The sequence below is a fragment of the Pseudomonas sp. K2I15 genome (assembly GCF_002204795.1).
GTDB lineage: Bacteria > Pseudomonadota > Gammaproteobacteria > Pseudomonadales > Pseudomonadaceae > Aquipseudomonas.
In genome coordinates, this window is the sequence record NZ_NIXO01000071.1 from 1 (window position 1) to 24,372 (window position 24,372).

The following is a 24,372-nucleotide window of genomic DNA, read 5'->3' on the forward strand; positions in this document are numbered from 1 at the left end:
TTTCCCAACCCTGCGGGAAGCCCCCGATCCTTGACCGCGCCCGCGCTTTAACCCGGGCCTCCCAGGCACTTACGCGACAGCTGAAAACGGACTTTCTCCTCAACCGTATCCGACTCAAAAAAGCAGGTTACCCCATGCAGTTCAGCAAATTATTGGCAGCTCTTTCCACCCACCCGATCCGCCTGCAAATGGAAGAAGGCGACCTGATCATCCTGGGTGACGACGACGCGCTGGATGACGCCCTATGGGACCAACTGATCGCCCACAAACCCCAACTGCTCGACCTCGTCGCCCAACACGGCGGCGACTGGCTCAGCCCGGCCTACCGCATCACCCCGGCCATGCTGCCCCTGGTCAACCTCGACCAACCCGCCATCGACCGCATCGTCGCCAGCATCCCCGGCGGCGCGGCGAATGTGCAAGACATCTACCCCCTGGCGCCGCTCCAGGAAGGCATGCTCTACCACCACCTGTCCGCCCACCAGGGTGACCCCTACGTACTGCACGCCCAGTTCGTGTTCGACAGCCGCGCTCGTCTTGAAACCTTCGCCCAGGCCCTGCAATGGGTCATCGACCGCCACGACATCCTGCGCACCTCAATGGCCTGGGAACGCCTCGACGAACCCCTGCAAGTGGTCTGGCGCAAAGCCTCGCTGGTCTGCGAAGAAGCCCGTCTCGACGGCGATGCACTGACCCAACTGCAAGCCCTCTACGACGCCCGCAACTACCGCATGGACCTGGGCCAGGCGCCGCTCCTGCGCCTGGTGTTCGCCGAAGACCCGCGCAACCAGCGCGTGGTCGCCATGCTGCTGTTCCACCACACCATCCTCGACCACACCGCCCTTGACGTGGTGCGCCGCGAGATCCAGCTGCACCTCGCCGGCCAGACCGAACAGGCCGGCGCCCCCGTGCCGTTTCGCAATTACATCGCCCAGGTCCGCCACGGCGTCAGCGAACAGGCCCACGAAGCGTTCTTCCGCGAAATGCTTGCCGACATTGACGAGCCAACCCTGCCGTTCGGCCTGCAGGATGTGCAAGGCGACGGCCATGGCATCGACGAAACCCGCATCGCCGTCGACAACGATCTAAGCCGTCGTCTAAGGGCTCAGGCAAGACCGTTGGGCGTCAGCCCCGCCAGCGTAATGCATCTGGCATTGGCCCAGGTGCTGGGCAAAGTCTGCGCTCGCGAAGCCGTGGTATTTGGCAGTGTGATGCTCGGCCGCATGGGCGCAGGCGAGGGCTCCGACCAGGCCTTGGGCATGTTCATCAACACCTTGCCGCTACGGGTGGACGTGGGCGAACAAAGCGTGCGCGATGGCGTGCAAACCACCCACAAACGCCTGACCGAATTGCTTAACCACGAACACGCCTCCCTGGCCCTGGCCCAGCGTTGCAGCGGCGTGGCCGCCCCCACGCCGCTGTTCAGCGCGATCCTCAACTACCGTCACAGCGATGCATCGGACACCCAAGCGGTGATCGATATCGCCGAAGGCATTCAGGTGCTGGGTGCCGAAGAGCGCACCAACTACCCGCTGACCGTCAACGTCGATGACCTGGGCGAGGGCTTCGCCTTTACCGTGATGGTGGACGCCTCCATTGGCGCCGCGCGCATTGCCGACTACCTGCATACCGCACTGGAAAACCTGGTGCTGGCGCTGGAGCAAACGCCAGATGCACCGCTGCACAGTCTCAGTATCCTGCCTGCCGCCGAACGCCAACACCTGCTGCACGGCCTCAACGCCAGCGCACAGCACTACGCCGATACCGCACTGATCCACCAGCAAGTCGAAGCCCACGCCGCCAGCCATCCCGACGCCATCGCACTGCGCTTCGAACAGCAGCGCCTGACCTATCGCGAGCTGAACGAGCGCGCCAACCAGGTCGCGCATTGCCTGCTCAACCACGGTGTTCGTCCCGACGACCGGGTAGCAATCTGCGTCGAACGTGGTCTGGAAATGATCATCGGCCTGCTGGGCATTCTCAAGGCCGGCGCGGGCTATGTGCCGATCGATCCCGCCTACCCGCAGGAGCGCATCGCCTACACCTTGCAAGACAGTGCGCCGCTGGCGGTGCTGGTGCAGGACAACACTCGCCATCTGGTGGGCGATGTCACACTAATCGACCTCAACAGCCTGCAACACGAGCCCATCGTTAACCCCAACGTTGCGATCAGCCCGTCGAGCCTCGCCTATGTGATCTACACCTCCGGCTCCACCGGCCTGCCCAAGGGCGTGATGATCGAACACCGCAACGTCGCGCGGTTGTTCAGCGCCACCGAGCATTGGTTCAAGTTCAATGCCAGCGACACCTGGGCGCTGTTCCACTCGTTTGCCTTTGACTTTTCCGTGTGGGAGATCTGGGGCGCGCTGATGCACGGCGGCCAGTTGCTTGTGGTGCCGCAACTGGTCAGTCGCGCGCCGGATGAGTGTTATGCGCTGCTGTGCGAAGCCTCGGTGAGCATCCTCAACCAGACGCCGAGCGCGTTCCGCCAGTTGATCGCGGCACAGGGCCGCAGCCAGCAATTGCACTCGCTGCGCCAGGTGATTTTCGGCGGCGAAGCCCTGGAGCCGGGCATTCTCAAACCGTGGTACGCCCGGGTGACCAACGCCGGTACCCGGCTGGTCAACATGTACGGCATCACCGAAACCACGGTGCACGTCACCTACCGTGCCCTGGAGGCGGCGGATGCACAGTTGGTCGGCGTGAGCCCGATTGGCGTACGCATTCCCGACTTGCAACTGTACGTGCTGGACGCCCGCCGCGAGCCGGTACCGAGCGGCGTAGTAGGTGAGTTATACGTCGGCGGTGCCGGTGTGGCGCGGGGTTATCTCAACCGCGATGAGCTGACCGCCGAACGCTTTCTGGTGGACCCTGTCACGGGTCAGCGCCTGTACAAGACCGGTGACCTTGGCCGCCTGCTGGCCGACGGCAGCGTCGAGTACCTGGGGCGCAACGACGACCAGGTGAAGATCCGCGGTTTCCGTATCGAACTGGGGGAAATCGAAACGCGCCTGGCCACCTGCGAAGGCGTGCGCGAAGCCGTGGTAATTGCCCGCGAAGACGAGCCGGGCGACAAGCGCCTGGTGGCTTACGTTATCCCCCGGCAGGGTCACGCACCCAGCGCCGCCGAACTGCGTGACCACCTGCTGCTGTCCCTGGCCGAGCACATGGTGCCCAGCGCCTTTGTGCTGCTGGACACGTTCCCGCTCACCACCAACGGCAAGCTCGACCGCAAGGCCTTGCCGGCACCCGACGCCGAAGCCTTGGCGCGCCGTGGTTATGAAGCGCCACAAGGCACGGTGGAAACTGCGATCGCCAACCTCTGGCAAGACCTGCTGAAGGTCGACCGGGTCGGGCGCCAGGACAACTTTTTCGAGCTGGGCGGCCATTCCTTGCTGGCGGTCAAGCTGATCGAACGCATGCGCCAACTGGAGCTGGGCGCCGATGTGCGGGTGCTGTTCGGTCAGCCGACGCTGGCCGCACTGGCCGCTGCGGTGGGTGGGCAACATGAAGTGCAGGTCCCGGCCAACCTGATCAACGAAGCGACCCGGCACATCACCCCAGACATGCTGCCGCTGGTGGAGCTGGACCAACAGGCCATCGACCATATCGTCGCCAGCGTCCCCGGCGGCATCGGCAACGTGCAGGACATCTATGGCCTGGCCCCGTTGCAGGCCGGCATCCTCTATCACCACCTCGCGACCACCGAAGGTGATCCCTATGTGTTGCAGGTGCAGTTCAGCTTCAACGGCCAGGAGCCGGTCGAGGCGTTTATCCGTGCGCTGCAAAGCGTGATCGAACGCAACGATATCCTGCGGACCGGCATCGTCTGGGAAGGCCTGGACGAACCGGTGCAAGTGGTCTTGCGCCAGGCGCTGCTGGTGGTTGAGCGTATCGACGTCGACCCTTCCACCGACGTACTGGCGCAACTGCAACAACGCTTCGACCCACGCCACTATCGCCTCGACCTGTCCCGCGCCTCGCTGATGCGCTTTGCCTACGCCCAGGATCAGGGCCGCCATGTCGGCATCCTGCTGCTGCACCACATCCTGCTGGACCACACCGCGCTGCAAGTGCTGGTGGAAGAAATGAGCGCCAGCCTCGCAGGCGAAACCGGGCTGCTGCCGGACGCCGTGCAGTACCGCAACTACGTGGCCCAGGCGCGCCTCGGTGTGAGCGCCCAGCAGCATGAAGCGTTCTTCAGCGAGATGCTCGGCGATATCGACGAGCCGACCCTGGCTTTCGGTTTGCACGACGTGAATCGCGACGGCAGTGGTGTAAGGGAGGCGCACTTGCCACTGGATCCGGCCCTCAGCCTGGGCCTGCGCGAGCAAGCCCGGCAGTTGGGCGTGAGTGCTGCAAGCCTGGTGCATCTGGCATGGGCTCAGGTTCTCGGCCAGGTATCAGGCCAGGACGACGTGGTATTCGGCACGGTGCTGCTGGGCCGTATGCAAGGCGGCGAGGGTGCCGACCGGGCGCTGGGGATGTTCATCAATACCTTGCCGCTGCGGGTCAGTGTCGGCGCCGTTGGGGTGCAGGCCGGCGTACGCGCCACCCATGCGCGGCTGGCGCAGTTGCTGGGGCATGAACATGCGTCGCTGTCCCTGGCCCAGCGTTGCAGTGGCGTGTCGGGTGCGCTGCCGCTGTTCAGCACCTTGCTCAACTATCGCCACAGCGCACCGGGCGAAGCGCCGGGAGCCAGCCCGTTCACGGATGCCGGGATCGAAATCCTCAGCTCCGAGGAGCGCAGCAACTACCCGCTGGTGCTGAACGTCGACGACCTCGGTGTGGGCTTTGCCCTGACCGTACAAGGCGTGGCCGAAGTGGATGTGCAGCGCGTCGGCGCGTACATGCTCAGCGCCTTGCGCAATCTGGTGACGGCGCTGCAACAGGCGCCGACCACACCGCTGCACCAAGTGTCGATCCTGCCACCTGCCGAGCGCCAGCAAGTGTTGGTGGGCTTCAACGCCACCGCCCGCGATTACCCGGCCGGGAGCACCGTTCACGGGCTTTTCGAAGCCCAAGCCCTGGCCAGCCCGCAAGCGCTGGCGGTGGTACACGGCAACGTCTCGCTGAGTTACCGCGAGCTCAACCTGCGGGCCAATCGCCTGGCCCACTACTTGATCGATCAAGACGTAAAACCGGGCGACAGTGTGGTCATCGCGCTGCCGCGCTCCATCGACCTGCTGGTCAGCCAACTGGCGATCCTCAAGTGCGCGGCGGTCTACGTACCGCTGGACGTCAACGCGCCTGACGAGCGCCAGGCGTTCATGGTGCAGGACAGCCACGCCAAGCAGGTGCTGAATGACCTGAACGCACTGAACCTCAACACACAGCCAACGCATAACCCGAACCTTGCCCAATCCGCCGAAAGCGTGGCGTACATCATGTACACCTCCGGCTCCACCGGCGCGCCCAAGGGCGTGCAGGTGCCGCACCGCGCCGTCACCCGGCTGGTGATCAACAACGGCTACGCCGACTTCAACCACCGTGACCGGGTGGCTTTCGCCTCGAACCCGGCGTTCGACGCCAGCACCCTCGACGTATGGGCGCCGCTGCTCAATGGCGGCTGCGTGGTGGTGGTCGAGCATGCCACGCTGCTGTCCCAGGCCGCCTTCGCTGCACTGTTGCAGGAACAATCCGTCAGCGTGCTGTGGATGACCGCCGGGCTGTTCCACCAGTACGCCGATGCGTTGATGCCGATGTTCCGCCAGTTGCGCTACCTGATCGTCGGCGGCGACGTGCTCGACCCGCAGGTGATCGGCCGGGTGCTTGAGCACGGCGCGCCGCAGCATCTGCTGAATGGCTACGGCCCCACCGAAGCCACCACGTTCTCCACCACTTTCGAGATCAAGGCGGTGGGTGAGGGCGGCATTCCGATTGGCCGGCCCATCGGCAACAGCCGTGCCTACGTGCTGGATACGCGGCAGCAGCCGGTGCCGCTGGGCGTGGTCGGCGAGCTGTACATCGGCGGTGCAGGCGTGGCCAAGGGTTACCTGAACCAGCCGCAACTGACCGCCGAAAAATTTATCGTCGACCCGTTCGGCGATGGCCTGCTGTACCGCACCGGCGACCTGGCCAGTTGGCAGGCGGACGGCACCTTGCTGTACCAGGGCCGTAATGACCATCAGTTGAAAATCCGAGGTTTCCGTATCGAGCCCGGCGAAATCGAAAGCTGCCTGGCAGGCTTTCCCTGCGTGAAAGACACCGTGGTGCTGGCCCGTGAAGACGAGCCTGGCGACAAACGCCTGGTGGCTTACTACACCGCCCAGTCGCCGTTGAGCATCGAGGCGCTGCGCGAGCACCTGCAAAGCCGGCTGCCGGACTACATGGTGCCGTCGGCCTACGTCTGGCTGGAACTGTTGCCGCTGACCGCGAATGGCAAACTGGACCGTAAGGGCCTGCCCGTCCCTGATCAGGCGTCCCTGCTCAGCCGTGGTTTCGAAGCGCCCGAGGGCGAAGTGGAAACGCTGCTGGCGCAGATCTGGCGGGACGTTTTGAAGGTTGAGCGCGTCGGGCGCTTTGATCACTTCTTCGAACTCGGCGGCCATTCATTGCTGGCGGTGAGCCTGATCGAGCGCATGCGCCAGGCCGGCCTGAGCGCCGATGTGCGGGTGCTGTTCAACCAGCCAAGTCTCGCGGCGCTGGCGGCGGCAGTGGGCAGTGGTTGGGAAATCGTGGTGCCGGCCAATGGCATCGCTCCGGATTGCCTGCGCATCACGCCGTCGATGCTGACGCTGGTCAAACTGGATCAAGCAGCCATCGACCGCATCGTGGCCACCGTGCCGGGCGGTGCGGCCAACGTACAGGACATCTACCCGCTGGCGCCGTTGCAGGAAGGCATTCTTTACCATCACATCAGCGCCGAACAGGGCGACCCGTATTTGCTGCAATCGCGTATGGCGTTTGACAGCGTCGAGCGTTTGCAGGCCTTCATGGGCGCGCTGCAAAAGGTCGTGGCGCGCCACGATATTCTGCGTACCGGCGTGGTGTGGGAAGGCCTGGACAGCCCGGTGCAAGTGGTCTGGCGCCATGCCGAGTTGGTGGTGCAGAACGTTGCGCTGGCCCCGGCCGATGGCGACGTGATTGAACAACTGCACGCACGTTTCGACGCCCGTCACTATCGCCTGGACATCACTCAGGCGCCGCTGCTGCGCATGGTCTACGCGCAGGACCCGGCCAACCAGCGGGTCGCGGCCATCCTTTTGTTCCATCACCTGGCGCTGGACCACACCGCCATGGAAGTGGTCGGCCAGGAAATGCGCGCGTTCCTGTTCGACCAGGCGGATGAGTTGCCGGTTGCCGCACCGTTCCGTAACTACGTAGCCCAGGCCCGTTTGGGCGTCAGCGCCCAGGAGCACGAACAATTCTTCTGTGAAATGCTCGCCGATATCGACGAGCCCACGCTGCCGTTTGGCGTGCAGGATGTGCAAGGCGATGGCCGGGATATCGAAGAGGCCGAGTTGCCGGTGGATGCGGCGTTGGCGCTGCGGGTTCGCGAGCAGGCCCGGCAACTGGGCGTCAGCGCTGCGAGCGTGATGCACCTGGCGTGGGCGCAAGTGCTCGGACTGGTGTCGGGCCGTCAGGAGGTGGTGTTTGGCACCGTGTTGATGGGCCGCATGCAAGCCGGCGAGGGCGCCGACCGGGCGCTGGGCATGTTCATCAACACCTTGCCATTACGGGTCGATGTGGGCGCCAGTGCGGTACGGAGTGGTGTCAAGGCGACCCAAGCCCGGCTCAGTGCGCTGCTGGGCCATGAACATGCGTCCCTGGCGCTGGCTCAGCGTTGCAGCGGTGTGCCGACCTCACTGCCGTTGTTCAGCGCGTTGCTCAACTACCGCCACAGCACCCCGGGCGAAATGGCCCGCGACGGCCAGGGCATCTGGGAAGGTGTGCAGTTGCTCGGCGGCGAAGAACGCAGCAACTACCCGCTGACCTTGAGCGTGGACGACTGGGGCGCGGGCTTTGGCCTGACGGCGCTGGCGCTGGAATCCATCGGGGCGCAACGCCTGTGTGACTACATGCACAGTGCGCTGGAGCAACTGGTGGAGGCGCTTGAGCAAACGCCGCAAGCGCCGCTGAACCAGCTGCCGGTCCTGCCTGCAACCGAACGCGAAAAGCTGCTGCGTACCTTCAACGCCACCGCCGGCGACTACCCGCAAGGGCAGACCCTGCACGGTGCCTTCGAAGCCCAGGCCGAGCGCCTGCCGCAGGCGATCGCGGTGATCCAGGACGGCCAGCCGCTGACCTATCAGGCACTCAACCAACGGGCTAACCAGTTGGCTAATCACCTGCTGGAATTGGGCGTACAGCCCGACGATCGCGTGGCAATCTGCTGCCGACGTGGCCCGCAGATGCTGGTGGGCCTGCTGGCGATTCTCAAGGCTGGCGCGGCCTACGTGCCGGTGGATCCGGCTTACCCGGCCGAGCGAATCGCCTACCTGCTGCAAGACAGCGCACCGGTCGCGGTGCTGGCCGAAGAGAGCACCCGTGGCGTACTCGGTAATGTCGCCATCGTCGACCTGCACGGCACATACTCCAACGCGACCAATCCCCACGTCACCCGCCTCACACCGGCGAACCTCGCCTACGTGATCTACACCTCCGGCTCCACCGGCCAGCCCAAAGGGGTGATGGTGGAACACCGCACCGTGGAAAACCTGGTGCATTGGCACTGCGAAGCCTTTGACCTGCATGCCCACAGCCACACCAGCAGCGTGGCCGGGTTCGGTTTTGACGCGATGGCCTGGGAAGTCTGGCCGGCGTTGTGCGTGGGTGCGACCTTGCACCTGCCGCCGGCCCATGTCGGCAATGAAAACATCGACGAGCTGCTGGCCTGGTGGCTGGCGCAGCCGCTGGATGTGAGCTTCCTGCCCACGCCGGTGGCTGAGTACGCGTTCAGCCAGAACCTCGAACACCCAAGCCTGCGCAGCCTGTTGATCGGCGGTGATCGCCTGCGCCAGTTCACCGTTGAGCGACGTTTTGCGGTGATCAACAATTACGGCCCCACCGAAGCCACGGTGGTCGCCACCTCTGGCCGTGTGCACGCCGGCCAGCGGCTGCATATCGGCAAGCCGATGGCCAATGCCACGGTGTACCTGCTGGATGAACAGCAGCGCCCGGTGCCGGTGGGCGTGGCGGGCGAGTTGTATGTCGGCGGCAGCGGCGTGGCGCGTGGGTATTTGAACCGCCCGGACATGACCGCAGAACGCTTCCTCGATGACCCCTTCAACCCGGGCCGCATGTACCGCACCGGCGACCTGGCGCGCTGGCTGGCGGACGGCAATATCGAGTACCTGGGCCGCAACGACGATCAGGTAAAAGTGCGTGGTGTGCGCATCGAGCTGGGGGAAATCGAAACCCGCCTGGCCGCTGTCGATGGCGTCAAGGAAGCCGTGGTGCTGGTGCGCGACGGCCGATTGGTGGCCTGGTTCACCGAACACACCCCGCTGGATATCGAAGCCCTGCGCGCCGAACTGCACAGCCAGTTGCCCGACGCGATGGTGCCGGCGGCCTACGTAAAACTCGACAGCTGGCCCCTGACCGCCAACGGCAAGCTCGACCGCAAGGCCCTGCCAGCGCCGGATCAGGCCGCCATGCTCAGCCGGGAATACGAAGCACCCAGCGGCGAAGTCGAAACCACCCTGGCGCGGATCTGGGCCGAGGTGCTGCAGGTGGAGCAAGTGGGCCGCCATGACCATTTCTTTGAGCTGGGCGGCCATTCGTTGCTGGCGGTGAGCTTGATCGAGCGCATGCGCCAGGTCGGACTGAGCGCCGATGTGCGCGTGCTGTTCAGCCAGCCGACGTTGGCCGCATTGGCAGCAGCGGTGGGCAGTGGCCGGGAAGTTGTGGTGCCGGGTAATCGCATCGCCACCGATTGCCAGCGCATTACGCCGTCGATGCTGTCGCTGGTGGATCTCGATCAATCGACCATCGACCAGATCGTCACCAGCGTGCCGGGTGGCGCGGCCAATGTGCAGGACATCTACCCGCTGGCACCGTTGCAGGAAGGCATTCTTTACCACTACATCACCGCTGAGCAGGGCGACCCGTACCTGCTGCAATCGCACCTGGCCTTCGATACCCAGGCGCGCCTGAACACCTTCGCCCATGCCCTGCAGCAGGTGATTGATCGCCACGACATCCTGCGCACCGGCGTGGTCTGGGAAGGCTTGGCGCAGCCAGTGCAAGTGGTGTGGCGCAAGGTTGAATTGAAGGTCGAGGCGCTGCACCTGGACGGTGATGTACTGGCCGGCCTGCATGCGCGTTTCGATGCCCGGCGCTACCGGCTGGACATCACTCAGGGCCCGCTGATCCGCCTGATGTACGCCAATGACCCGGCCAATCAGCGCGTGGTGGCGGTGCTGCTGTATCACCATATTGTGCTGGACCACACCGCGTTCGACGTGGTGCTGCGGGAAATGCAGGGTTACCTGCTGGGCCACGCCGCCCCGCAAGCCGCGCCGATGCCGTACCGCAACTACGTGGCCCAGGCGCGGCTGGGTGTCAGCGAGCAGGAGCACGAAGGGTTTTTCCGCGAGATGCTCGGTGATATCCACGAGCCGACGCTGCCGTTTGGCTTGCAGGATGTGCAGGGCGATGGCCGCGATATCGAGGAATCCACTCACCACTTGGACGCTGCCGTCAGCCGTCGCTTGAGAGCCCAGGCGCGACTACTGGGCGTGAGCACCGCGAGCCTGTTCCACCTGGCGTGGGCGCAGGTATTGGCAGTTACGGCGGGTAAGCCGAACGTGGTGTTCGGCACCGTGCTGGTGGGCCGGATGCAGGGCGGCGAAGGCGCGGACCGGGCACTCGGGGTGTTCATCAACACCTTGCCATTGCGCCTGGATATCGACGGGCAAGGCGTGCGCGACAGCGTGCGCAGCACCCACGCCCGGCTCACCGCGCTGCTGGGGCATGAACATGCGTCCCTGGCCCTGGCCCAGCGTTGCAGCGGGGTGGCGGCGCCGTTGCCGCTGTTCAGCTCGATGCTCAACTACCGCCACCGTGGCAGCGCCACCCGTTCACAGGAAGCGCAACACGCCTGGGAGGGCATGCAAACCCTGACCAACGACGGGCGCACCAACTACCCGTTGACCCTGAACGTCGATGACCTGGGCGACGGTTATGACTTCACCGCGCTGACACTGGCGCAGGTGGGCGCACAGAGGGTCTGCGGTTATATGCAGATGGCATTGACCCAACTGGTCGAAGCCCTCGAACACGCGCCTCAGCAACCGCTCAATCGCCTGCCGATTCTGGGTGACGCTGAGCGCCAACAACTGCTGTTTGATTTCAACGCCACCGAGGTCGATTACGACCTGGCGCAGACGCTGCACGGGATGTTCGAAGCCCAGGTTGAGCGCACGCCCGATGCGTTGGCGGTGAAGGCCGGCGAACAACGCCTGACCTACGCCGAGCTGAACCAGCGTGCCAACCAACTGGCGCATTACCTGCGTGAGCTGGGTGTGCAGCCAGATTCGCGGGTGGCGATTTGCGTCGAGCGCGGCCTGGAGATGGTCATCGGCCTGTTCGCGATCCTCAAGGCGGGCGGCGGTTATGTGCCGCTGGACCCGGCCTACCCGCTGGATCGCCTGGCCTACATGCTGCAAGACAGCGCGCCGGCGGCCTTACTGGTGCAGGGCGCCACCCGTTCGCTGTTGGGCGACGTGACGGTACCGGTGGTGGATCTCGACCAGAACACCTGGCAGCACCTGGCGATGTCCAACCCACAGGTCGAAGGGCTGACTGCGCAGCATCAGGCCTACGTGATCTACACCTCGGGCTCCACCGGCCAGCCCAAAGGCGTGATCAACGAGCACGCCGGTGTGGTCAACCGCCTGCTGTGGATGCAGGACGCCTACGGTCTTACCGCCAGTGACGCGGTGTTGCAGAAAACCCCGTTCAGTTTCGACGTGTCGGTGTGGGAGTTCTTCTGGCCCTTGTTTACCGGGGCGCGGTTGGTCATGGCGCGCCCCGGCGGGCACAAGGATCCGGCTTACCTGTGCGCGGTGATCGAGGCTGAACAGATCACCACCTTGCACTTCGTGCCCTCGATGCTCGACGTGTTCCTGGCCCATGGCGATGTGAGCCAGAGTGCCGGGCTGCTGCGGGTGATGTGCAGCGGTGAGGCGTTGCCTGGAAGCCTGGTGCGACGCTTCAAGCAGCAGTTGCCAGGCATTGGTTTGTACAACCTCTACGGCCCGACGGAAGCGGCGGTAGACGTGACCGCCTGGAACTGCGCCAGGCCCGTGGTGCCGGACAACACGCCCATCGGCAAGCCGATTGCCAACACCCGCATGTACCTGCTGGACGCGCAGTTGCAACCAGTACCGCTCGGCGTGGTGGGCGAGCTGTTTATCGCGGGTGTGCAAGTGGCTCGCGGTTACCTGCACCGGCCTGAACTGACTGCCGAGCGCTTCCTCAAGGACCCGTTCAATGCCGGCCGCATGTACCGCACTGGCGACGTCGGGCGCTACCTGCCGGACGGCAATATCGAGTACCTGGGCCGCAACGACGACCAGGTGAAAATCCGTGGCCTGCGTATCGAGCTGGGGGAAATCCAGGCGCGCCTGACCGAGTACCCGCAGGTGAAGGAAGCGGCGGTTTTGGCCCGCGACGAACGCCTGCTGGCGTATTACACCGGCGTGCAAGCCGATATCGAACAGTTGCGGGCGCACCTGTTGGCGCGCTTGCCGGACTTCATGGTGCCCGCCGTGTTCGTCCATTTGGATGCTCTGCCCTTGAGCCCCAACGGCAAGCTCGACCGCAAGGCCCTGCCGGCTCCGGGTGTGGAATCACTGATCGTGCGCGAGTACGAAGCGCCGGTGGGCGACACCGAAATCACCCTGGCGCGCCTATGGGCCGAGCTGCTGAAGGTGGAGCGGGTAGGGCGCTTTGATAACTTTTTTGAACTGGGCGGGCACTCGTTGCTGGCCGTCAGCTTGATCGGGCGCTTGCGTCAGGAAGGCATGGAAGCCGATGTGCGGGGGCTGTTCGAACAACCGACCCTGGCCGGCTACGCCGCAATTACCGAACGAATGGAGATCGTCCTGTGAGCATCATCGAACTGTTGGCGACACTCAAGGCCAAGGACGTGCAACTGGCACTCAAGGGCGATCAGTTGTCGGTGCAGGGCAACAAACAGGCCCTGAGCGACCCGGCATTGGTAGCCTCGCTGCGCGAACACAAGCCGGCGCTGATCGAGCTGATCAAGGCCGGCGAATACTCGGCCATCAAGGCCGGTGAAGTGCAGGTGCCGGCCAATGGCATTCCGGCGGGCGCCACGGCGATTAACCCGGCGATGCTGACCTTGTCGACGCTGAGCCAGGCGTCGATCGATCGCATCATCGAGACGGTCGACGGTGGCGTGGCCAATGTGCAGGACATCTACCCGCTGGCGCCGTTGCAGGAAGGCATCCTCTACCACCATGTGAGCGCCGAGCACGGCGACCCGTACATCATGCAGTCGCTGTTCGCCTTCGACAGCCTCGAGCGTTTCGAGGGCTTCGCCCAGGCGTTGCAACAGGTGATCGACCGCCACGACATCCTGCGTACCGGGGTGGTGTGGGAAGGCCTGGAAGAACCGTCGCAAGTGGTCTGGCGCACGGCACGCCTGCCGGTGCAGGCGATTGAACTGGACGCGGCCGAGGGTGATGTCGCTGCCCAGTTGCATCGCTTGTTCGATGGCCGTCACTACCGCATGGACGTGACCCGCGCACCGCTGCTGCGCCTGGTGCGGGCCTGGGATGAGGCCGGTCAACGCGTGGTGGCGATGCTGTTGTTCCACCACATGGCCCTGGACCATAGCGCCCTGGAAGTGGTTTGCCACGAGATGCAAGCCTGCCTGCTGGGCAAGGCTGGGCAACTGGGCCAGGCCGTGCCGTTTCGCAACTATGTCGCCCAGGCGCGGCTGGGTATCAGCGAGCAGGAACACGAAGGCTTCTTCCGGCAGATGCTCGGCGACATCAGCGAGCCGACCTTGCCCTACGGTTTGCAGGATGTGCAGGGCGACGGCGACAACATCCAGGAGATCAGCCTGCCGCTGGCCCCGCAACTGAGCCGGCGGTTGCGCGCCCAGGCCCGGCAGTTGGGGGTGAGCGCCGCGAGCCTGTTCCATATGGGCTGGGCCCAGGTGCTGGGTGTGCTGGCGGGCAAGGAACAGGTGGTATTCGGTACGGTGCTGATGGGCCGCATGCAGGGCAGCCACGACACCGATCGCGCCCTGGGGATCTTTATCAACACCTTGCCGTTTCGGGTGGATGTGGGCGCCGAAGACGTGCGCGCTGGGGTCAAGGCGACCCATGCAAGATTGACGACTTTGTTGCGTCATGAACACGCGGCGCTGGCGCTGGCTCAGCGTTGCAGCGGCGTGGTGGCACCGACGCCGCTGTTCAGCGCGTTGCTCAACTACCGCCATAGCGCGGGCGGTGCGAGTGCCGAGGCGGTGTCGGCCTGGCAGGGCATTCAAGCCTTGCGCTCCGAAGAGCGTACCAACTACCCGTTGACCCTGAGCGTCGACGATCTGGGCGAAGACTTCAGCCTGAGCCTGTTGGCCTGCGCCCAGGTTGATCCGCAGCGGGTGTGCGCTTATCTGCAAACCGCCCTGGAACACCTGGTGCAGGCGCTGGAGCACGCGCCGCACACCTCTTTGAATCAGTTGTCGGTGCTGCCCGAAGCAGAGCAGCGGCACCTGCTGCAGCAGTTCAACGCGACAGCCGCCGACTTCCCTCAAGGCACCACCCTGCACGGGCGTATCGAAGCGCAAACCCTGCTGACTCCGGACGCGGTAGCTGCGGTGTATCAAGGCCGCCAACTGACCTACGCCGAGTTGAATCAACAAGCCAACCTGCTGGCCCATCACCTGCTGGCGCTGGGGGTAAAACCCGATGACCGCGTGGCGATCGTCGCCCGGCGCGGGCTGGACACTCTGGCCGGGTTGCTGGCGATCCTCAAGTCCGGCGCCTGCTACGTACCGGTGGATCCGTCCCATCCAGCCGAACGCCTGAACTACCTGCTCACTGATAGCGCACCGGTGGCGGTGCTGACGCAACACGCGCTGCTGGAACGCTTGCCCGTACTCGACGTACCGGTGATCAACCTGGACCGTTTTACCTGGCATCACCATTCGGCAAGCAACCCACACGTGGCTGTCACGCCCTCCAACCTGGCCTACGTGATCTACACCTCCGGCTCCACCGGCCTGCCCAAGGGCGTGATGGTGGAGCACCACACCGTGGCCAATCTGGTGGACTGGCATTGCACCGCGTTTGACCTGTGTGCCGGCCGGCATACCGCAAGCGTCGCCGGGTTCGGCTTTGACGCGATGGCCTGGGAAGTCTGGCCGGCACTGTGCGTGGGCGCGACCTTGCACCTGCCGCCGGCCCACGACGGCGCAGAAGACATCGACGCGCTGCTGGACTGGTGGCGCGCGCAACCGCTGGACGTGTGTTTCCTGCCCACGCCGGTGGCCGAATACGCGTTCAGCCAGAACATCGAACACCCAACCCTGCGCACCTTGCTGATTGGCGGCGACCGTCTGCGCCAGTTCACCCGTGCCCAGCGTTTCGAGGTGATCAACAACTATGGCCCCACCGAAGCCACGGTGGTTGCCACCTCCGGCCGGATCGAGCCCGGGCAACCGTTGCACATCGGCAAACCCATCGCCAATGCCACGGTTTACCTGTTGGATGAGCAACTGCGCCCGGTGCCGCTCGGGGTGGCCGGCGAGCTGTATGTGGGCGGCAAGGGCGTGGCGCGGGGTTATCTCAACCGCCCTGAGATGACGGCCGAACGTTTTCTGGATGACCCATTCAATGCGGGCCGCATGTACCGCACCGGCGACCTGGCGCGCTGGTTGCCGGATGGCAATATCGAGTACCTGGGCCGCAATGACGACCAGGTGAAAATCCGTGGCGTGCGCATCGAGCTGGGGGAAATTGAAACCCGCCTCAACCAGCTGCCCGGCCTCCAGGAAGCCGTGGTGCTGGCCCGTGAAGACCAACCCGGCCAGCCACGGCTGGTGGCGTACTTCACTGAAAACCCGCAGTTTGATGCCCTCGAAGTGGGCGAGATTCGCGCCCATCTGGTGGCGCACTTGCCGGACTACATGGTGCCGGTGGCCTACGTAAAACTCGACGCGCTGCCCCTGACTGCCAACGGCAAACTTGACCGCAAGGCCCTGCCAAAGCCGGACCTGGCCGCCGTCTTCACCCGCGAATACGAGGCGCCTCACGGCGATATTGAAACGGTACTCGCGCAGATTTGGGCCGACGTGCTGCAAGTGCAACGCGTGGGGCGTCAGGATCACTTCTTTGAGTTGGGCGGCCATTCGTTGCTGGCCATGCGCATGGTGTCCCAGGTACGCCAGCGCCTTGGGGTGGACCTGGCGCTGGGCGAGCTGTTCGCCAATGCCGAACTGGTGGCGGTGGCGCAGGTGCTGGCCCAGGCGGGGCGCAGCACCTTGCCGGATATCCTGCCGGCGGCGCGTGATGCGGATTTGCCGTTGTCGTTTGCCCAGCAACGCCTGTGGTTTTTGGCGCTGATGGAAGGTGCCAACACGGCTTACAACATCCCCATCGGTTTGCGCCTGCTCGGGCAGTTGCATGTGGATGCGCTGCAACGGGCTTTGGCGCGGATCGTCGCGCGGCATGAGACCTTGCGCAGCCGTTTCGCCCAGCAGGATGACGACGCCTGTGTGCTGATCGTGCCGCCGGAAGAGGTGATGCCCCTGCAAGTGCAGGACCTGCGTCGCCACCCGCAAGCACAGCAGGTGCTGGAAGCGTTGATCCAGGGCGAAGCCTCGGCGCCTTTCGACCTGCAACGCGGCCCGTTGCTGCGCGGGCGGCTGGTGATCATGGCCGACGATCATCACGTGTTGCTGCTGACCCTCCACCATATCGTGTCCGATGGCTGGTCCATGGGCGTGCTGACCCGCGAGTTGATGGCGCTGTATCAGGCCTTCAGTCGCGGTGATGCTGATCCATTGCCGCCGTTGCCGATCCAGTACAGCGATTTTGCCGTGTGGCAGCGCCTGTGGCTGAGCGGCGAGGTGTTGCATCGCCAGAGCAGCTACTGGCAACACACCCTGGCCGGCGCTCCAGCATTGCTGATGCTACCCACTGATCGTCCACGCCCGGCCCAACAGGATTACGCCGGCAGCAGCGTCGACGTGCGCCTGGATGAACGCCTGAGCGCCGGGCTCAAGGCCCTGAGCCAACGCCATGGCACTACGCTGTACATGGTGATGATGACTGCGTGGGCCTCGTTGCTGGCGCGCCTGGCCGGGCAACAGGAGGTGGTGATTGGTTCGCCGGTCGCCAACCGCCAGCGGGCCGAGGTGGAAGGCTTGATCGGGTTGTTCGTCAACACCCTGGCGGTGCGCATCGATACCTCGGGTGAGCTGAGCGCCGAGGCGCTGCTGGCGCGGGTCAAGGGGCTGACCCTGGACGCCCAGGCTCATCAGGATTTGCCGTTTGAACAGGTGGTGGAAATCACCCGGCCATTGCGCAGCCTGGCCCACAGCCCGTTGTTCCAGACGATGTTGACCTGGCAGGACAGCGACGCGCCCGTCCTGGCACTGGGTGACCTGAGCCTTGAAGGGATCGTGGAGGACAGTCACTTTGCCAAGTTCGACCTGTCCCTGAACCTCGGCGAGGCACGGGGCGAAATTCGCGGCACGCTGGAGTACGCCATTGCGTTGTTTGATGAGTCGACGATGCAGCGCTATGCCGGCTACTTCACCCGCGTGCTGCAGGCCATGGTCGATAACGATCAGGCGGTGCTGGAGCATGCTGAATTGTTGGAAGCGCGGGAGCGCGAGCACCTGCTGTTCGACTTCAACGCCACCGATGTGGAGTACAACCTCGACCAGACGCTGCACGGCATGTTCGAAGCCCAAGTGGAGCGCACGCCCGATGCGCTGGCGGTTAAGGCCGGCGAGCGATGCCTGAGCTACCGCGAGCTGAACGAACGGGCCAACCAGTTGGCGCACCATCTGCGTGAACTGGGTGTACAGCCGGATTCGCGGGTGGCGATTTGCGTCGAGCGCGGCCTGGAGATGGTCATCGGCCTGTTCGCGATCCTCAAGGCGGGCGGCGGTTATGTGCCGCTGGACCCGGCGTATCCGCTGGAACGTATCGCCTACATGCTTAACGACAGTGCACCGGCAGCCGTGCTGATGCGGGGCGAAACTCGTTCGCTGCTGGGCGACGTGACGGCGCCGGTGGTGGACCTGGACCAGAACACCTGGCAGCACCAGCCGAGGTCCAACCCACCGCTCGACGGGTTGACCGCGCAACATCAGGCCTATGTGATCTACACCTCCGGCTCCACCGGCCAGCCCAAGGGCGTGATCAACGAACACGCAGGCGTGGTCAACCGCCTGCTGTGGATGCAGGACGAGTACGGGCTCACTGCGCAGGACTCGGTATTGCAGAAAACCCCGTTCAGCTTTGACGTGTCGGTGTGGGAGTTTTTCTGGCCGCTGTTCACCGGCGCCCGGTTGGTGATGGCGCGCCCTGGCGGGCATAAAGACCCGGCTTACCTGTGTGATGTGATCGAGGCAGAGCAGATCACCACCTTGCACTTCGTGCCCTCGATGCTCGACGTGTTCCTGGCCCATGGCGACGTCAGCCAGAGTGCCGGGCTGGTGCGGGTGATGTGCAGCGGTGAAGCCTTGCCCGGCAGCCTGGTGCGACGCTTCAAACAGCAGTTGCCAGGCATCGGTTTGTACAACCTCTACGGCCCCACCGAAGCGGCGGTCGACGTGACGGCATGGGATTGCGCCGGGCCGGTTACGCCGGACAACACACCCATCGGCAAACCGATTGCCAACACCCGTATGTACCTGCTGGACGCGCAGTTGCAGCCCATGCCGTTGGGCGTGGTCGGTGAGCTGTTCATCGGCGGCGTGCAAGTCGCACGGGGTTACCTGCATCGTCCTGAACTCACCGCCGAACGATTCCTCAAGGACCCGTTCAGCGCAGGCCGGATGTACCGCACCGGCGACGTTGGGCGCTACCTGCCCGACGGCAATATCGAGTACCTGGGCCGCAATGACGACCAGGTGAAAATCCGTGGCCTGCGTATCGAACTGGGCGAGATTCAGGCGCGACTGCTCCAGTTTCCGCAGATCAACGAAGCAGCGGTGGTGGCCCGTGATTCACGCCTGGTGGCTTACTACACTGGCGTGCAGACCGAAATCGACGCCCTGCGCAGCCACCTGCTGGAACACCTGCCGGACTACATGGTACCGGCGACCTTCATGCACCTGGACGCCTTGCCGCTGAGCCCCAACGGCAAGCTCGACCGCAAGGCGCTGCCGGCGCCGGGCCTGGAGTCGGTGATCGCCCGGGAATACGTCGCGCCTGTGGGTGAAACCGAAATCACCCTGGCTGGCCTGTGGGCTGATTTGCTCAATGTGGAGCGGGTCGGCCGTCATGACAATTTCTTCGAACTGGGCGGCCATTCGCTGCTGGCCGCCAGCCTGATCGGTCGCATGCGCCGGGCCGGGCTGTCGGCCGATGTGAAGGTGTTGTTTGGCCAACCCACGCTGGCGGCGTTGGCCGCAGCGGTGGGCGTTGGCCGCGAAGTGGTGGTGCCTGCCAATGGCATTGCCGAGGATTGCACGCGCATCACCCCGGATATGCTGCCGCTGGTGACCCTGGAGCAACCCGCCATCGACCGCCTGGTGGCGACCATTCCCGGCGGCGCGGCCAACGTGCAGGACATCTACCCGCTGGCGCCGTTGCAGGCCGGGATCCTGTATCACCACCGCGCGGTGCAGCAGGGTGACGCGTACCTGTTGCGGGCGCAGTTCGCCTTTGCCAGCGTTGAGCGCCTTGAAGCGTTTGCCCAGGCGTTGCAGGCGGTGATCGAGCGGCATGACATCTTGCGCTCGTCGATGCACTGGGACGGGCTGGATGAGCCGGTGCAAGTGGTGTGGCGACAGGCGTCGTTGCAGGTCGAGGCGATTGAAATTGCGGGCGATGTATTGGGGCAATTGCAGGCGCGCTTCGACCAGCATCGGCTGGACCTGGCCCAGGCGCCGTTGATGCGCCTGGTGTATGCCGAGGACCCGGCCAACCAACGGGTGGTTGCGTTGTTGCTGTTCCATCATTTGGTGATGGACCACGTTGCACTGGAAGTGCTGCAACACGAGATGCAGGCCTGTCTGTTGGGCCATCGCGAGCAGTTGGGCGCGGCAGTGCCGTATCGCAATTATGTGGCCCAGACGCGGCTGGGAATGCGCGAGGAAGAGCACGAAGCGTTCTTCTGCGAGATGCTCGGGGATATCGATGAGCCGACGCTGGCGTTGAATGCACCGGGTGAAGCGCTAAAGGCGCGCCTGAGCGTCGCCCCGCTGTTGAACGGTCGCCTGCGTACCCTGGCGCGTCATCTTGGGGTGAGCGTTGCGAGCCTGATGCACCTGGCGTGGGCCCAGGTGTTGGGCAAGGTTTCCGGTCGGGAACAGGTGGTGTTCGGCACCGTATTGCTGGGCCGGCTGCAAGGCGGTGAAGGGGCCGAACGTGCGCTGGGCGTGTTCATCAACACCCTGCCGCTGCGGGTCGACCTTGGGGAGTGCACGGTGCACGCGGCGTTGATGGCGACCCATGCACGCCTGACCCAACTGCTCAGCCACGAACATGCGCCGCTGACCCTGGCCCAACGTTGCAGCGGGCTGCCGGCCAATACGCCGCTGTTCAGCGTGCTGTTCAACTATCGCCACAGTGCGCCGCAAGCCGGCGGAGTGGCTGAGGCCTGGCAGGGCATGCAAGTGCTCAAGGCCGAGGAACGCACCAACTTTGCGCTGTCCCTGAGTGTCGATGACCTGGGCGACGGGTTTACCTTTGACGCCATGGGGCAGGGCGCACCACGCCTCTGTGAGTACTTGCACATTGCGCTTGAACAACTGGTGCAAGCCCTCGAACAGAATGCCGAGGGCGTGATCAGCCAGCTGTCGATCCTGCCGGCGGCAGAGCGCCAAAAAATACAGGTGGAATTCAACGCCACCCAGCGCGAATTCCCCCGCGAACATACCGTGCAGCGCTTGTTCGAGGCCCAGGCCCAGGCACGCCCGAACGCCATCGCCGTGGTACAGGGTGAACACGTCATGGGTTACAGCGAGCTGAACATTCGCGCCAACCAACTGGCGCACCATCTGCGCCGCGTGGGGGTACAGCCCGGCGATCACGTGGCGATCCTGCTGCCACGCTCGGTTGACCTGTTGCTCAGCCAACTGGCGATCCTCAAGTGTGCGGCAGCCTATGTGCCGCTGGACATCAACGCGCCGGCCGAGCGCCAGGCCTTTATGGTGCAGGACAGCGGCGCAGTGTGGCTGCTGACCCACAGCAGCGCGTCCATCGATTACCCGGCCCGACGCCTCGACCTCGATACCCTGGCGCTGGACCCGCAACCGAGCCACAACCCGGACCTGTCGCAGTCCTCGGAGCGCGTGGCGTACATCATGTACACCTCCGGCTCTACCGGTACGCCCAAAGGCGTGTTGGTGCCGCACCGGGGCATCACGCGGCTGGTGATCAATAATGGCTATGCCGATTTCAATGCACATGACCGCGTGGCGTTTGCCTCCAACCCGGCGTTCGATGCGAGCACCATGGACGTGTGGGGGCCCTTGCTCAACGGTGGCCAGGTGCGGGTGATCGACCCTGCCACCCTGCTCGACCCAGGCGCTTTTGGCCGGGCACTGACGGCGAGCGGGGCGACGATCCTGTTCGTCACCACTGCGCTGTTCAACCAGTACGTGCAGCTGATTCCCGACGCGTTGGCCGGGTTACGCATCCTCCTGTGCGGCGGTGAACGAGCAGACCCGGCGGCGTTCCGCAGCCTGCTGGCCCAGGCGCCGACGCTGCGGTTGGTGCACTGCTACGGCCCGACCGAAACCACCACGTACGCCACCACCTATGAAGTGCAAGCCATCGCCGCCGATGCCGAAAGCGTGCCGATCGGCCGGCCGATTTCCAACACGCAAATCCATGTGCTGGATGCGCGCTTGCAGCCGGTGCCGCTGGGTGTGGTCGGGGAAATCTGCATTGGCGGGCACGGCGTGGCCAAGGGGTATCTGAACCGGCCTGAGCTGACGGCCGAGAAATTTGTCGATGATCCGTTTGGCGATGGTTTGTTGTACCGCACCGGCGACCTTGGGCGCTGGTCGGCGGACGGGTTGCTGGAGTGCATCGGGCGTAATGACGACCAGGTGAAGATCCGTGGTTTCCGCATCGAATTGGGCGAGATCGAAGCGCGTTTGGCGACCTGTGCCGGGATCAAGGATGTGGTGGTGCTGGCGCGGGAGGACGCGCCGGGGGACAAGCGCCTGGTGGCGTACTACACCGGCGAGTCGCTCGCCATCGACGTTCTGCGCAGCCATCTGCTGCAGCACCTGCCGGACTACATGGTGCCGTCGGCCTATGTGCGGCTGGAAAAAATGCCGCTGACCGCCAACGGCAAAGTCGACCGCAAGGCCCTGCCGGTGCCTGCGATGGAGGCGCTGGTGAGCCGCGTGTTCGAAGCGCCGACGAATGAGCTGGAGCAGACTTTGGCACGACTCTGGGCCGAGGTATTGAGGCTGGAGCAGGTCGGTCGGCATGACAGTTTCTTTGAACTGGGCGGGCATTCGCTGCTGGCGATCCGGCTGGTCAACCTGATGGAAGAGGCGGGGCTTGCGGTGTCGCTGGCGGAGCTGTTCCAGCATGCCAGCGTGGCCTCGGTGGCTTCGATGCTTGGTCAGCGCACGGTGCGGATGGACGACAGCTCGCTGATCACCGTGCGCGCCAGCGGCAGCCAGCCGCCGTTGTTCCTGGTGCATGAGTTTAGCGGCATGGATGTGTATTTTCCGGCGTTGGGCCGGCACTTGCCGGGTGATTACCCGATCTACGGCTTGCCCGGCGCGCCCCTCGGTGAGACGCAGTTGCAAACTATGGAAGGCCTTGCGGCGCGGCTGGTGGGGATCATTCGGTCGGTGCAACCCCATGGGCCGTATCGCCTGGCGGGTTGGTCGTTCGGCGGGGTGTTGGCCTATGAAGTGGCGATGCAACTGCTGGGGCTGGATGAGCCGGTGGCGTTCCTCGGGTTGATCGACAGCTACGTGCCGCGCATGACCGACCAGGGCAAGGCGCGCTGGACCGGGCCGGATGCCCTCAAGCGGCATTTGTTATTGCAGTGCACGGCGTATTGGAAGGCACAGGGAGGTGTGGATGAGTTGGCGAACCTTGAGCAACTGGATGCGCAGATTGGACAGCTGGACTTTGCTGGCTTGCTGCAACGCTGCCGCGATCGGCATTTGTTGTACGCGCAGATGGCGGCGGCAACGGATACGGAGCTATTGAGTTTTATCGAGCGGGAAGTGGGCCATGGGCATGCCTTGGCGCATTACAGCCTGTTCCCGATGCCGCTGGCGGTGCACCTGTTCAGCGCCTTTGAGCGGCCGACGGAGCTGTCGCGACGCAGCCTGGATTTGGGTTGGGATGAGGCGTTGGCCGCTGGGCAATTGCGCCGCATTGAAGTGCCCGGGGATCACCAGAGCATGATGCAGGCGCCGCATATCCAGGCGTTGGGGCAGGCGTTGGGTGAGGCCCTGGCGTTGAGTGAGGCGCCGGCTGTGGCGGCGCATCAGCCGTTGTTGCGGATCCAGAGTGGCCGCGCCGGGCATGCGCCGATCTTTTGCGTGCCGGGGGCGGGGGATAGCGTGACGGGGTTTGTGGGGTTGACCGAGGCGTTGGGCCGGGACTGGCCGATCTTTGGGTTGCAGCCGCGTGGGTTGGATGGGGAGGCGGTGCCTCACAGTCAGGTTGAGGCGGCGGCGCGCTGTTATTTGCAGGCTCTGGAGCAGGAGTGTCCGCAGGGGCCTGTGCATTTGGTCGGGCATTCGTTTGGCGGCTGGGTGGTGTTTGAGATGGCCACACGGTTGCAGGCCCAGGGGCGTGAGGTGGCATCGTTGACGTTGATCGATAGCGAGTCGCCTGGGGGGAATGGGGTGGTGGGAAGGCCCTATACCACGACGGCGGCGTTGTTGCGGTTGGTGGAGTCGATGCAGGTGGTTTCGGGTCGGTCGCTTGGGATTGATGCGGTGGATTTTGCCGCGCGCGATGAGGTGGGGCAGCGGCGGTTGTTGCATGCGGGGATGGTGGGGGTGGGGCTGTTGCCTGCGCGGTCTTCGGTGGATGCGATGGATGGGCCGGCGCGCACGTATGCGTCGGCGTTGCGTACGGTTTATCGGCCGGTTCGGCGGTATGAGGGGGTGGTGCGGTTGGTGTTGGCTGAGGATCCGACCCTGGATGCGGCGGGGAATCAGCGGGAGCAGGGGTTGATGGTTGAGGGGTGGCGCGGGCATGTGGGGGTGTTGGAGGTTTGGCA

General features: G+C 64.6%; 2 protein-coding genes. Both read left to right on the forward strand.

Annotated elements, in window-relative coordinates:
- The first annotated feature begins 134 nt into the window (after nucleotides 1-134).
- A complete protein-coding gene (locus tag CEC48_RS27480; RefSeq protein ID WP_088426583.1) occupies nucleotides 135-13,058 on the forward strand; it encodes a non-ribosomal peptide synthetase in 12,924 nt (4,307 codons plus the stop codon).
- Nucleotides 13,055-24,372, forward strand: an 11,318-nt coding sequence (locus CEC48_RS27485) for a non-ribosomal peptide synthetase (protein WP_088426584.1), incomplete at its 3' end; no start/stop codon positions are given. The genes CEC48_RS27480 and CEC48_RS27485, both read left to right, overlap by 4 nt.

Bases quoted from the DNA above. Each gene is read 5' to 3' on its own strand.
- CEC48_RS27480 (WP_088426583.1), top strand. From the start codon at position 135: ATGCAGTTCAGCAAATTATTGGCAGCTCTTTCCACCCACCCGATCCGC.